Origin of the sequence: Tabrizicola thermarum, assembly GCF_003574395.1 — a bacterium.
Lineage (GTDB): Bacteria > Pseudomonadota > Alphaproteobacteria > Rhodobacterales > Rhodobacteraceae > Tabrizicola > Tabrizicola thermarum.
In genome coordinates this window covers 60,846-73,097 of the sequence record NZ_KZ984536.1, presented here as the reverse complement: position 1 = coordinate 73,097, position 12,252 = coordinate 60,846, and the positions used below count along the sequence as shown (strand labels likewise).

The window sequence follows — 12,252 nt, the reverse complement described above, 5'->3', positions numbered from 1 at the left end:
CTGAACCTCGCGGGTGTACTCCACCACGGGCGGACAAACGGTCGCGAGGCGCGGTTCAGAAGCGACCGTTGCGCAGCCGGTCAGCAAGATCGTCGCGATTGCGAGGGCGGCGAGCCGCCGCTTCCAGCATCCGGCGTTGGACATCATTGGCCTTCTCCGTGGTTTCGAGGCGTTCGACGAGGCTGCCAGCGCGCTCGCCGGAGCGCCGTTGTGCCAGCAAGAACAGAAGTACGGCGACCGCGATGGCGCCGTAGCGCAGGACCACCCGCATCCAGCGGCTGGCGGCAATCCCGGTGAGCAGCGCTGCGATCACCGCCGCCCCCGGCGCCAGTCGTCGAGCCGGGCGTAGATCGTGACCGCGATGCCACCGAGCGCCACCACGATGAACACCCAGCGCAGCGTGTCGAGATACGGCACCAGCGGCAGGATGGCGGATTGGGTCTCCGCCAGGACGCTCTGCGCGACCTCGACTCCGGCTGCGCCCAGTGTCGCCACGCCAGCCGCGCCACCGCCCTTCATGGTGCGGCTGTCGGCGAGCACTTCGCGCGCGGGCGGAGCCTCGGCTGCAAATGCGGTCGCCCGGACCGGGAACCGCTCGCCCCACTGACGTGCGGGACCGAGATCGACATGGATGAACCCCGAGCGCGGGTAGAAGCCGAAGCCGAGGAACCCGACCTCGCGCGCCGCGGTCTCGAAGGCCACGGGGTCGTGGTTCGCCATGGCGATGTCGAATGCGGCGCCGTCGAGGTGTTTCGACCGGGTCGCGCCTCCGACAGCACTGTTGTGCTCGGGGCTGCGATAGGCGGAACGGACGATCAGCGGCTTACCCAGCCGGTCGCGCAGCGCCTGGAGCTTGTCGAGCGCCGGTTCGTTAATGAGCAGCTTGCCGGTGCCCCGGCAGGCGATTTCGGCCGGGCTGAAGTTCGGCCAGCGCCAGGTGCTCTCAGGCACGTCGTGCCAGTGGCGGTGGAAAGTCGTGGGCATGGGGTCCTCCGAAAACGAAAAACCCGCCACGAGGGCGGGTGCGGTTGGGCTGATGGATCGGGATGGGCGCGGCTACGGACCGCCGCCGAAGATCTTGAGCTTAATGGCAATACCGGCGAGCAGCGCCAGCATGACGCTGGTGGTGATCATGCGGACGGCTGTCTGCATGGCGGTGCGGCGCACCAGCCGGATACTGTCCACGAGCGCACGTAGATCGCGGACATCCATTGCAGCCTCTGTACCGTCGAGCCCGACATCGGCCAGCGCGCGTTTGGCACCCTCTTCCGCCGCGCGTGCCAGCAGTTCCTCGAACTCGGCATCGGGCATCCGGACATGACCCTCACCGGAGCGACGCGGGCTCATGCCGACAGGATCCCAACCTCGTTGGGCAAGGTCAGATCGCTCCACGGGCTCGCATCGACCGGGTTCACCGCCCAGCTCGAATAGACGGGCTTGGGTGCGAGGTCCGGCACGGTCTCGGGGGTGGCATCGTGGTTCACCCCGCCGATGCGAAGAAAGCCTGCCGTGGCGTCGGGCCCGACCGTGCCCGCCTGCGCGATCTGCTTGAGATGCACGCCAGCGATGGCCGAGACCGAGGCGGGTCCGGTCGGGCCAGTCAGCGAGAAGGACATGCGCTGCCCCGCTGCCGTGCTGGCGACCCGCGTGGCGATATCGCCATCGCGCAGCGCATCGATGCTGCCCACCATCTGGTTGAAGCTGGCGATGGCATTGGGGCTGCGGCGCACGAAACGCCGCCCGATAGTCGAGACGCCGTCGAGGGCCGCGATATGGGCGTAGTACCAGGTGCGGTTCGTGGAAATCCCGTGCAGGGAGGTGTTGGCAAAGACCACGTGGCGCGGCTTGCCCTTTCCATTCGCGTTCGCGGCGGTGGCCGTCGATTGCAGAACGCCCTCGACATAGAACTCGATGGTAATCTGGGCACCGACCGTCACCCGTACGTCGATCCATTGCGGCTGACCGTTGGGGGCGGTGTAGGAGGAACTGCCCTGCACGCTGGTGTCGCCAGCGGCGATAGCGTGATAGCGGTTGGACGTCGTGACCGGCTTGATCTGGGCCAGCAGCACGTTGGTCGCACTGTAGAATTCCAGAAAGCTTGCCTCTGACCGATTGATGCTGTTGGCGTCGGCGCTGGGCGGCACATAGCGGAACCCCAGCCAGAGATCGCCCACGGGTTCCGAAACCGAGAAGGAGAACGGCGCGGAATAGGTGTTGAAGCCGACGTGCCGGATCGCGTTGACGTCGAGCGTCGGGTCGAACCCTCCGGCGGCGGTGCTCAGGAGCCCCGAGATGCCGGCGATGTCGGTGGGCTGGTGGCCCAGATGCAGGATGTAACTCATGGCAGTTCCACTTCGATGTAGAGGGCGGATTGGGCGGCGGTGAGGGAGGTTCCCCCGCCGTGATCGAGGAAGATCGAGACGCCGCCCGCCGTGAGGCGCGTGCCGCCGCCGAGATTGAACCAGGCCTCGAACTCGCCGACGCTGAGGTCCTTGTCCCAGGCCAGTTCGATGAAGGCATGCGCCTCGAAGATGCGCAGGTCGGGGTGCTCGTAGCCGAGCGGCAGCGCCCCGGGAGGAACCGGGTAGCTGAACTGCGAGGGCTGCGAACGCAGCGTGCCGCCGTCGCCGGGATTGCGGCCCTGGACCTGCGGATAGAAGGCCGTGCTCTGCGCGGCCGTCCACGTTGCCGCCCCGCTCACCGGATCGTCGCGCCAGACGCCGTTCCTGCCGACCCAGAGCCGCGCGGTGGCCGGGTCCAGGACGAACATCAGCACGCTGCCCGCCCCGAAGGTGGGCAGGCCGGTCAGGCGCTGCTCGGCCACAGTGTTGTTCGACGACCAGAGGGTACCGTTGCCGCGATAGCCGATGGAGCCCAGCGTGATCGGGTTGTTGCCGACATTGAACTCCTCGCGCTGCGCGGCGGAGACGACGCCCATGTAGCCGTCGAAACTGGCAGCCCCGCTGGCTGCACAGAGAACTTCCCAATAGCGCCGCCCGTCCGAGGGCAGGATCGCCTTGGCACTCGGCACCCAGCGCATATAGTTGGTCCCGCCAGAGGTGTTCACGGCGGTCTGATTGGCATCGGACAGAGTGTAGCCCGGAGGGCGGCGGGCTGTGTCGAGTTGCCAGACAGAGCCGATGTCCACCGGCGGAGCGGTGTCGCCGCCCTGCGCCAGGATGGCGGCGCGCATCATCAGCAGGCTCATGCGACAGCCCCCGCCAGCGCGCCCTGGATGACCCAGGCATCTGCCCCGCGCTTGACGAGGGCGGCGCCGGACCATTGGCCATCGAGGGCGACGGAGCCTCCAGTGACGCCATTGAGCGACACGCCCGGTGCAGCGGTGATCGTGGCGATCCCGGCGCCGACTTGCGTGACATTGATGAGCGTGCCGATCTCGAAGGGCACGGTCGCCTCAATCGGGATCGTTACGGTGACGGCCGAGGAGCCGGTCGTCTCGAGGATGCTGCCCAGATCGCCGGCTTCGAGCGTGTGGCTGGTCGCCGTCAGCGTCCGGATGCGCACGACGCCCGGTCGGGGCACCTCGGTCCATGCCCCACCCGTGAACCGCACATGCCGCGCTTCATCCGCGATCCAGACCTGCCAGCCCTCCTCGGGGGTCAGGTAGACCCATGCAGCCGCCCCGGCTGGCGACTGGTCCCAGAGGGCGAGCGCATTGGCATTGGCGCCTGCCGCGGCGGGCACGATGGCGATCTGGCCTGCGGTGCCCGTGGCAGGAAGTGCTGCGGTCCGCGATGTGGCACGCGCCTGCACGAGGGCCGAGAGACGGCGCAGGTCTTCGCTGAGGCTGGTGCCCCAGTTGCGCTGGCCGGGATCATAGAAGGCACGCAGCCCCAGTCCCGGCATGATCCGTTCGGGCATGCTTGGTCTCGCTTGTCGTGAGGATGGTGATTGCGGGGCTCAGGTGCCCCAGAGGAAGCCCCAGCCGCGATCCCAGCCAGCGGCGAAGGGCGCGGTCAGCCGGAACTGGCGGGCCTCGCGGTCGGTGAGCCAGGCGCCTCCAACCAGACGACGTGAGCGCACGGCGAGGTCGATCTCGGCCGTGCGGTCCGGCGCGCCGGTCTCGGGGATGTCCTCGGGCGCGAGCGTCCAGCTTGTCCCCATGCCAGCGTCGATCACGATGCCGGGCGGCATGAGCGCCACGCCGATGTCGGGGTCGATCCAGCGCACTTCGATTGCATAACCGACGCCCGGCTCCGGCCCGATGGAGGAACCGGTGTGATCGACGATCACGGGGCTGGTCTGTGTCAGCCGGTCACGATGGGTCCAGGTCAGCACCAGATCATCTGCGATCAGCGCATCGACATCAGGAGCATAGCTGCCGTTGGCCTGCACCCGCCCGGGCGGCAGGGGCCGGATGGCGCGGCGGTCCAGTGTGACGCTGTCCTCGGGTGCCAGCGCGAAGGCGAGCGTGCCACGCCCGGTCTCCGGCAGCAGCCGGATCGCGAGGGTCTCGCCCGCGGCCCAGCTGTCCTCTGTAATCCGCGCGCCCTCGTCGAAGAAGATCACGGGCGTATCTGCAGGGTGGGCACGCGGCACGGTGTCGAGGCAACCCCGGCCCACGGTGATGGCCGTGGAGGTAATCCCGTCGACGCGGACCAGTTCGCCACCGATGCTCGCAAGCGTGCCGATGCCGACCTCGCCGATGTCGCGCCAGCCGGTGACGGGAAGGACGCGCGCCTCCGGGTGGTCCGAGATGTCCGCAGCCAGCAGCGCCGTGGGCGCGAAGGCGACCACGCCCTCCTGTGCCGGGCCGGTTCCAGGGTCGATCCAGAGTTCCGCCGCCAGCGCATCGGCGCTGGGGCGCTCGCCCGTGGCGACAACCGCGCCCGCATCTGGATCCTCCGACAGAATGCGGTCGGCCTCGGTGTGGCCGAGTTCGCGGACCAGCAGCCAGTACGGTGCTTCCTCGACCATGCGCCGGGAGAGTGCCCTAGGCGGAGCCGCGACCCCGGACCCAGTCGGCATGCGCCCGCCTGCGATGGCGGTCGCGCCAAGGGCAAAGACGTCCTCCGCAAGCTTCAGCCGGATTCCATTGTCGCGGCCGTCGCCCTGACCGATCTCGGAGATGCGCATGACGACATCGTCGAGCCCGAGGCGGGACGACCGCAGCCGAATTACATCGCCGGGGCCGAGGTCCGCGCCCTCACGGTTCACCACGATCTCGCCCGTGAGTAGCGGCACGGAAAGGGCGCGAAGGTCGCGCTCGGCCACGCGGATCGCGAGCCCCTGGTAGCGGATGCCCGGATAGTCGAGCGTGGTGGCGATCACCTCGCCCATCGACTGGACCCGGGCCGTATCGGTCACGCTGACGGCGCCGGTGTCGTCCGTCCAGGCATCGGTGAAGCGCACGGTCACGCTGTTGACGAGGTCCGAAGGCGCGCGCCGCCCGAGGCGTCCCCAGTCCACGACATTCGTCTCGTCGAAGAGTGGCAGCGTTGCGGCCGTGTAGTCGGCCCGGATGAGCCGCAATTCCCAGAGCCCCGTGCGCCGGTCGATGAAGAGCGTTGCGTCGATATGGTCGAGAACGCTGCCGATGAACTCCTCGATGGAACTGTCCTGCTGCCAGATCAGCGACAGGCCGAAGCCTTCGGTGTAGAGCGTGTCCGCAGCCGCCGTGAAACTGGCCCCGATCTCGACCGTGGAATAGCCAAGCCCCCAGTCACGGTTCGTCAGGCACTCCCGGATGATATGGGCCGGGTTCATGTCCGGGCCGTTCCCGAAGGCCCCGCGAAGGGAGGCGACCAGTGCCTGCGGGTTGCCGGCCGGGATCACTGGCACGCCGTCCACGGGCGTGTTGTCGATGCGCGCGGTAGAGGTCGTGTTCGCGAGCGCGATGTTGAAGCCGAAGATGTCGGCGGGCGGAAGCATGCGGATGATCGCCAGCGCCGCATCGACCGAGGAGACCGGCGCAGGTTCGCCGTCGGTCACGAAGATCACGATCCGTCGTTTCGACCCGCCGCCCGCGAAAAACGCACCCCCCTGCGAGAAGGCCGCGTCAAAGCTGGTGCCGCCCGAGGTGCTGTTCGACAGCGCCAGCATCCAGGCATCGAGCGCGGCATAGTCGTCCGGGCCCATGTCGCGGCGAAGGGTCGCGCCCGCGACGCCAGCGTTCCAGAGCACGATGCGGATGTCGTTCGGGCGGTCGGGATCGACGCTGGCCCCGATCTCGCGGATCAGCGCGGCAACCCCTGCCTTCTGCGCCGCCATGCGCGTGCCCGACATCGAGCCCGAGACATCGAGCGCGATATAGATCGCGGCGTCCGAGATATTGGCCTCGGGCACGATGGCGGCCTTCTCGGGATACCATTGCGCCGCGCCTGCCTCGCCGGTCAGCACGCGGGTCACGCGGACCGCCCAAGGCTTCAGATACGGATTGATGCCGAGATAGACCTGCCGAAGCACTAGGCTGCAAAGCCCGCGATAGCCGGGCACGTCTCCGTCCATGCGCGCGGCCAGGTAATCGTTCTGCCCCTGGCCCGGCCCGCCCATCAGCACATCGACATCGCCGCGGACACCGCCCTCGCGGCTCTCGCCGCCAAAGAGGTCGGGCTTGTCTATCCGGATGCGCCCACCGCCAGCGCCGGCATTGCTGGCGGCGCTGGTCGCCTCGAACACCTCGACCGACTGCGAGGGGAAGCTCAGTGCCTCGGGCAGGACGGACCAGGAGCTCACATTCGTGGTGGCGTTGAAGGTGACGCCGCGCAGAGTGATGGTCTGGCTCGTGCCATTCGCCAATTGCAGCCGGTAGTCCCGGCCGATGCGCACCCCGGCGCGCGTCCCCGGAAAGGTGATCGTGGCGCCCGTGTCGCCTGCCAGCGCGGCAGTGGCGGTCATGCCTGCGACTGTGCCGATCCGCGTCTCCACGGCCGCGCCGCCACCCGAAACGCCGCCGCCGGTCGTGACAGACCATGCGGTGCGGCGGTCAACGAGGATCTCGCGAATGGCATCGATCGGCCCATGGCAGAGCGCCAGATGCATCCCCAGCGAATAGCGGAAGCCAACGGTCTGCGCCTTGCTACGCCCGCCCATCGCATGCCTCCCGCTGCTCGGCGATCGTGATCACCGGCTCCACCAGCGCATCCCCGGTTATGCGCAGCCGGTCGGCTTCGATGCCGCTGTCGAGAAACGCCTGCCAGTCGAACCCGTGGCGGCGGAACCATGGCCGCACGCCCGCGAGGCAGTAGCGGGCATCGCGCAGGTCCTGGATCGTCACACGCGTCACTTCTTGCCGCCTTTCTTCTTGATCGGATCCACCTTCAGGTCGCCTGCCCAGACGACGTTCGGCCCGGTGATCAGCACCGTCCCGAACACAACCGGGATCGGCCGACCCTCCTCGGCGGTGGGCAGGGAGAAGTCGTCTAGCCCTGCGGCCTGCGGCTTCTCGACCTTGGGGCGCGGGCTCAGCGCATAGGAAATCGCCGAGAGGACCAGCCCGAGGACGAGCCGTGCAATGAAGGTCCAGACCATGGGCGTTCTCAGACGATGGAGCTGCCGCCGAAGGGGTTGCGGCCGGGGATCTCGGGGAAGCCCCCGAAGTTCGCGAGGTTGCCGAACTTCGCGGCACAAGTGGCGGCGCGCAGATCGCAGCCGGGGGCTATGTCGGCGAGGACCGGGAGCGGCGAGCCGGTGTCCGGATCGATTTCCGGCGCGGCGAGCGCCGCCGCCAGTTCCGGCATCGGGCGCGACAGTGTGAGGGTGGCCCCGGCATGGCCGGTGATGAACCCGAGCTGCGCGCCGAACCTGAGCACACCGCCCCGGTACCAGCCGGCGGGCTCAGCCGCCGCCTCGGGGATCGTCAGGCTCGAGGCGTTGCCGGATACGGCCGTCACCGTGCCGGTCAGCCAGTAGAGCGCGATGTCGAGGCCGCAGCCGCGCCCGTAAAGCGCATGGCGGCAAAGCCGCTGGTACTTCGCCCGCACGCCCGCGCGTCGCAGCGTGCTGAAGATCGACTCGGCCTGCAGCAGGATCCGCTGCCCCTCCACCTCGGCCCCCACCACGCGGCCTTTCCAATGCGCGACCGTCTCCCCCAGCACCTGCTCGTGGCCACGGAAGATGGTCAGCGTCACGGGCGTGTTGCCCAAGGGACCGAGGAAGCGCCGCGCGAAAGGATGCGAGAGCGGCCAGGTCAGTTCCAGCCGCCCCCGCTCGATCTCGCTTGTCTGCACCACATCGCCATGGGCCACGGCGGCTGGCTCCCAGGTGATCTCGGTCCCGCCGCTCCCCGCGCTGGTCCAGGCCGTGGCTCGGCTGGTGAAACGCCAGACCTGATCCACCTCGACAAACTGATAGAGGAAATACGGGCGGCCCTCTGCGACCGAGGCTTCGATGCTAGCATAGGTCATGCGGGCACCTCGATAAGAGGCAGCGTGACCTCGCTCGCCACAGCGCCATGCTGGATCTCCACGCGGTCGGCATCTGCGCGCATCGGGGTCAGGAAATGCGCCTTGGTCATGAGCGGCACCTTCTCGCCGAGGTTCGAGGACAGCGTGAGCCGGTGATCCGCGCCCTCGGCGGTGGCGGCGGTGATCGTCCGGAAGCGCAGCGCGGTCGGCATTTCCAGCAGGATCGCGCGGCCGACATAGGCCGGGAGCGACGCGACCGGCGCCACGCGCACCAGCGTGGATCCAGAGGTCATCGCGGCACGCAACTGCAGGTCGCGCCCCCAGGTCGGCAGCCAGAAGCTGGCCTGCCGCCCTCGGAGCGACCAGAGCCAGCGCCGCAGGGCGTGGCGTGCAATGCGGCCTTGTGCCTTCAGCGTGATCGTCTCGCTCCGCTCGAAGACGTCGCGCAGCGGCTCGGCCACAACCGGGCCGAAACCGTTGTCGACGTATTCGACCGCGCGGCGCAGGCTGGCGGTGAGCGGGCGGCGTACAAGGCTCGGATCGGTCTGGACCGGGCGGCCGAGATAGGTCGGCAGGACCGGTGCGGTGATGTCCGGCGCATCGCGCAAGAGGAAGCTGGCCGTGACCGTGCCATCGCCCTGCCTGCGGCGTGTGACCTCGATGGCTGAGGTCAGCGCACTGGCCCGGATCGGCGCGACCGTGACCCGCTGTGCCGCCACGACCGGACCGGGCAGTTGCAGCACCAGAGGTTCCGCCAGGATCAGCCGGTCGGCCTGAACGCTGGCGATGGCCACTGCCGCCGCCTCGCGGCCATCGACCGCAAGCGCCGCCAGTTCCCCGCTCCGGAAATCCGCCACGCCGGTGTCGAGCAGGATCTCGGTCACGCCTTGCGCCAGATCGGCATTGGGCTGCAGCGCCATGTGCCAGAGCGGGACCTGCCAGTCTCCGGCGAACCCGACGCGGGCCATTTCCGTCGCGCGCGCCATCCCCAGCGCATCCAGCCTGTGCCGAAATGTGACGATCTCGCGCGGCCGGGGTCGGAGTGCGATGCGCTGTTCGCTCGCGCGCGATGTCAGCACATCGGTGCGCCATTCCAGCACTTCGGCGATCTCCTGCGCCGCCGGGAAGGACCAGAACAGCGGCGGCAGTGGGCCTCCCATCTCAGGCATTCAGGGCACTCCGGTTGCGGCGGATGACGTTCAGGATGGCCCGCTCGCCCGAGGGCGTGGCGAGGTAGTCGCCGACCACCGACGGGTCGAGCACGTTGATGATGCGCGTCGACATGTCCTGCGCGGGTTGGGTGGGCGCGCTGTTCATCTCGACCCCGAGCCGCCCGTCGCGCCCGCGCCGCAGCGGCAGGATCGCCTCGGGCCCGGCCTCGCCCATCAGCCCGATGCCGCGGGAGAACGGGAAGACCGTCGGCCGGTTGACCACACCGCCGCGCGCAAAGGCGGTCAGTTCCTGTCCGCCTGCAAATGCGCCGCCCCTGGCGAAGCCGAACAGGCTCGCGAAGAACCCACCGCCTCCGCCCATGCCCGAGAAGGCGCGCATCAGCGCGTTCTCGATCGGCTTGAAGGCCAGCTCGATCAGCCGGTTCGCGAGGTTCTGCGCGATACGCGAGATGGCGCTGGCAAAGGTCTCCCAAGTGAACTCACCCGACTGCAGCGCCTCCTTGATCGGACCGACGATGTCCTGCGCCAGACCTTGGGCGATCTCGCGCGAGCGTTCCTGCGCCGCGCGGACTGCCTCGGCGGTAGCCTCCCAGGCACCCCGCGCCGTATCGGCCGCCTCGCGTAGCGCCTGACCCGCACCGCGACCGGCGCCACCTGCGCGGCCCGCAGCCTCGCCCGTAGCATCGAGCGACTCTCCCAGCCCCTCGGCGGCCGTACGTGCGCCGTTCAGCGCGGCCTCAGAGTCCAGACCGCTTCCCGTCACCGCTTCGCGCAGGGCGTCAATGGATTCGAGCGGTGCCGTCGCCGCTTCCGCCACACCGGCCATCGTCGCGCGCAGGGCCTCGGCCTGACCGCGCGCTTCCTCGGCATAGGTGCCCAGCCCGAGATCCGGCATCGTGATCGGCTCGGCTGAGAGCGCCGCCTGAAACGCCGCACGGGCTTCGGCTCCGGCCTCGGTCGCCGACCCGGCGAAGGGGTTGTCGATCCGGCCGAGTTCCAGATTGCCGATCAGCGAGATGCGCCGTTCGATCCCCAGCGCCTCGAGCCCGCCATTGATCCCCTCCAGAAAGCCGTTGATCCGCTGGCCGACGCCATTCAGCATGGCCTCGACGCCCGAGATCAGCGCATTCGCAGCCTGGAACGCAAAATCTCCGATCGCCGCGGGCAGCGCGCCCCAGAGCACCTTGATTGCCTCAAACGCCCCTTGGAATGTGTTCAGCGCCGAATTGCCAAAACCGACCACGGCTTCCAGCGAGGTCTGCAGCGCCTCCGCGATGGCGCCCTTGATATCGGCCCAACTCGCCATGATCGCCAGCCCCAATGCGACGGCACCGAGCTTCATGCGTTCCCAGACCTCGCGGGCAAGATCGGCCAAGAGCGAGAGCGCAGTGCCAAATCCGCCCGCGCCGCGCACCAGCTGCCCGAACCAGTAGATCAACTCGCCCGCACCCACGATCAGCGCCCCGATGCCAGTGCGGATGATCGCCCCGCGCAAGAGCGTAAGCGCGCCTGCGAGGCTGATGGTGGCGACCTGCGCCGCAATGAGCCCCGCAACCCAGCGCGCGGCCATGAAGCCCGCGAAGGCGATGCCGATGGCCGCCAGCCGCTCCATGTTGTCGGCGAGCCCGATCAGTGCCGCGGCCATCGTCGATGAGGCCCCAACCATCTGGTCCCATGTGCCGACCAATTGCAGTGCTGCGTTGCCGATCAGCGTGAAGGCATCGCCGATGGTCGCCGGCATGCTTTCGGCTTCCTCGCGCAGCAGCTCGAGATTGCCGATGAGCGCCATTCGGATCACTTCGCCGGTGATCCCACCCTCCTGGCCCAGCCTGCGCAGGCCCGAAACGGTGGTGCCGAGTTCAGCCGCCAGCAGCTCGGCCAGCCGCCCGCCGTTCTGGATCACAGTGTTGAGGTTGTCCCCGCTGAGGGTGCCAAGCGCCATCGCCCGGGAGAGCGCGGTCTGGACCGAGGCCGCGCGTTCGGCGCGCGCGCCCGACACCACCATGGCGTTGTTCAGCGCCTCCGTGAAATCCAGCGACTCCGCCGTGGTCAGGCCCAGCTCGCGCAGCGCTGTCGCATTGGCCAGCCAGGACTCCGTGGTCTGGCCAAGGCTGGAATAGGTCCGCCGCGCCATGGCGGCGAGCCGTTCCATGACCGCAGCACCCGCTTCCTGCGAGCCGGTGGCCAGATCGACGCGCGAGCGCAGATCAGTCCACTGGTCAGCATAGGCCACAAGCTGGCGCGTGCTGATCGCGGCGCCGAGAATGCCCATGACGCGGCGCACCACGGCACCGGTGATATCGGCCTGCCGCTCGATCCGCTTGAAATTGCGCTCGCCCGCATCGCCGATGCCCTGGAACTCGGCCTTCACCTGCCTGCCGCCCTCGGCGACGAGGCGGACGGAGACGCGTTTCTGGGCCATGGATCAGACTTCCTGACGAGCGGGGCGCGGCTTGCGGACCGGGTTCATCGGCCACCGGGCGGGGACGCCCGGTCATCGGACGCCCGCTGTTCGTTGAACTTGCGGACCATCACGGCCTCGATCACGGGCAGGCATTCGGCCGCGATGAGCGGGGCGACCCCGAGCGCCTGCGCCATGGCCAGCGCCGCGGTTATGTCCCAGCCCAGAACCACTGTCCCGTCGGCGCCGGATGCGACCCGCAGTTGCCCCATAATCCGTTGCGCGAGATCCCAGACCTGCCAGCCTTCCGGGG

The 12,252-nt window shown here is 68.8% G+C and carries 13 protein-coding genes; all 13 read right to left on the bottom strand.

The window, feature by feature from the left end:
- Positions 1–55: 55 nt before the first annotated feature.
- Positions 56–313 (bottom strand): hypothetical protein, encoded by a 258-nt coding sequence (locus D5084_RS00970; RefSeq protein WP_128513644.1) that lies wholly within the window; start codon positions 311–313, stop codon positions 56–58.
- Complete coding sequence (locus tag D5084_RS00965) at positions 310–984, bottom strand: YcbK family protein (RefSeq protein ID WP_128513643.1); 675 nt, start codon at positions 982–984, stop codon at positions 310–312. The genes D5084_RS00970 and D5084_RS00965 overlap by 4 nt, the downstream gene beginning before the upstream one ends.
- Positions 985–1,056: 72 nt before the next feature.
- A complete protein-coding gene (locus tag D5084_RS00960; protein WP_202910013.1) occupies positions 1,057–1,311 on the bottom strand; it encodes a DUF6127 family protein in 255 nt (84 codons plus the stop codon).
- 32 nt (positions 1,312–1,343) lie between these two features.
- Positions 1,344–2,342 carry an FscB gene (locus D5084_RS00955; RefSeq protein WP_128513641.1) on the bottom strand — a complete coding sequence of 333 codons (999 nt, stop codon included), beginning with the start codon at positions 2,340–2,342 and terminating at the stop codon, positions 1,344–1,346.
- Positions 2,339–3,208: an SPRY domain-containing protein gene (locus D5084_RS00950; RefSeq protein WP_128513640.1), complete on the bottom strand. Its 870-nt coding sequence runs from the start codon at positions 3,206–3,208 to the stop codon at positions 2,339–2,341. The genes D5084_RS00955 and D5084_RS00950 overlap by 4 nt, the downstream gene beginning before the upstream one ends.
- On the bottom strand, positions 3,205–3,882 hold the full coding sequence (locus tag D5084_RS00945; protein ID WP_128513639.1) for a DUF2793 domain-containing protein: 678 nt from the start codon (positions 3,880–3,882) through the stop codon (positions 3,205–3,207). The genes D5084_RS00950 and D5084_RS00945 overlap by 4 nt, the downstream gene beginning before the upstream one ends.
- 39 nt (positions 3,883–3,921) lie before the next feature.
- Complete coding sequence (locus D5084_RS00940; RefSeq protein ID WP_128513638.1) at positions 3,922–7,053, bottom strand: phage tail protein; 3,132 nt, start codon at positions 7,051–7,053, stop codon at positions 3,922–3,924.
- Entirely contained in the window at positions 7,040–7,237 is a 198-nt protein-coding gene (locus tag D5084_RS00935; protein ID WP_238382474.1) for a hypothetical protein, read from the bottom strand. The genes D5084_RS00940 and D5084_RS00935 overlap by 14 nt, the downstream gene beginning before the upstream one ends.
- Positions 7,238–7,242: 5 nt before the next feature.
- Positions 7,243–7,491 (bottom strand): hypothetical protein, encoded by a 249-nt coding sequence (locus D5084_RS00930; protein WP_045685068.1) that lies wholly within the window; start codon positions 7,489–7,491, stop codon positions 7,243–7,245.
- Between the two features lie 8 nt (positions 7,492–7,499).
- Positions 7,500–8,366: a phage BR0599 family protein gene (locus D5084_RS00925; RefSeq protein ID WP_128513636.1), complete on the bottom strand. Its 867-nt coding sequence runs from the start codon at positions 8,364–8,366 to the stop codon at positions 7,500–7,502.
- Positions 8,363–9,535: a hypothetical protein gene (locus tag D5084_RS00920; RefSeq protein WP_128513635.1), complete on the bottom strand. Its 1,173-nt coding sequence runs from the start codon at positions 9,533–9,535 to the stop codon at positions 8,363–8,365. The genes D5084_RS00925 and D5084_RS00920 overlap by 4 nt, the downstream gene beginning before the upstream one ends.
- Positions 9,528–11,960 (bottom strand): tape measure protein, encoded by a 2,433-nt coding sequence (locus D5084_RS00915; RefSeq protein ID WP_128513634.1) that lies wholly within the window; start codon positions 11,958–11,960, stop codon positions 9,528–9,530. Before D5084_RS00915 ends, D5084_RS00920 begins: the two co-directional genes overlap by 8 nt.
- Before the next feature lie 44 nt (positions 11,961–12,004).
- On the bottom strand, positions 12,005–12,211 hold the full coding sequence (locus D5084_RS00910) for a DUF7697 family protein (protein ID WP_128513633.1): 207 nt from the start codon (positions 12,209–12,211) through the stop codon (positions 12,005–12,007).
- Between the last annotated feature and the right edge of the window lie 41 nt (positions 12,212–12,252).

Coding starts and splice junctions, on each gene's coding strand:
- D5084_RS00965 (WP_128513643.1), bottom strand. CDS start 984: ATGCCCACGACTTTCCACCGCCACTGGCACGACGTGCCTGAGAGCACC.
- D5084_RS00960 (WP_202910013.1), bottom strand. CDS start 1,311: ATGCCCGATGCCGAGTTCGAGGAACTGCTGGCACGCGCGGCGGAAGAG.
- D5084_RS00955 (WP_128513641.1), bottom strand. CDS start 2,342: ATGAGTTACATCCTGCATCTGGGCCACCAGCCCACCGACATCGCCGGC.
- D5084_RS00950 (WP_128513640.1), bottom strand. CDS start 3,208: ATGAGCCTGCTGATGATGCGCGCCGCCATCCTGGCGCAGGGCGGCGAC.
- D5084_RS00945 (WP_128513639.1), bottom strand. CDS start 3,882: ATGCCCGAACGGATCATGCCGGGACTGGGGCTGCGTGCCTTCTATGAT.
- D5084_RS00940 (WP_128513638.1), bottom strand. CDS start 7,053: ATGGGCGGGCGTAGCAAGGCGCAGACCGTTGGCTTCCGCTATTCGCTG.
- D5084_RS00930 (WP_045685068.1), bottom strand. CDS start 7,491: ATGGTCTGGACCTTCATTGCACGGCTCGTCCTCGGGCTGGTCCTCTCG.
- D5084_RS00925 (WP_128513636.1), bottom strand. CDS start 8,366: ATGACCTATGCTAGCATCGAAGCCTCGGTCGCAGAGGGCCGCCCGTAT.
- D5084_RS00920 (WP_128513635.1), bottom strand. CDS start 9,535: ATGCCTGAGATGGGAGGCCCACTGCCGCCGCTGTTCTGGTCCTTCCCG.
- D5084_RS00915 (WP_128513634.1), bottom strand. CDS start 11,960: ATGGCCCAGAAACGCGTCTCCGTCCGCCTCGTCGCCGAGGGCGGCAGG.
- D5084_RS00910 (WP_128513633.1), bottom strand. CDS start 12,211: ATGGGGCAACTGCGGGTCGCATCCGGCGCCGACGGGACAGTGGTTCTG.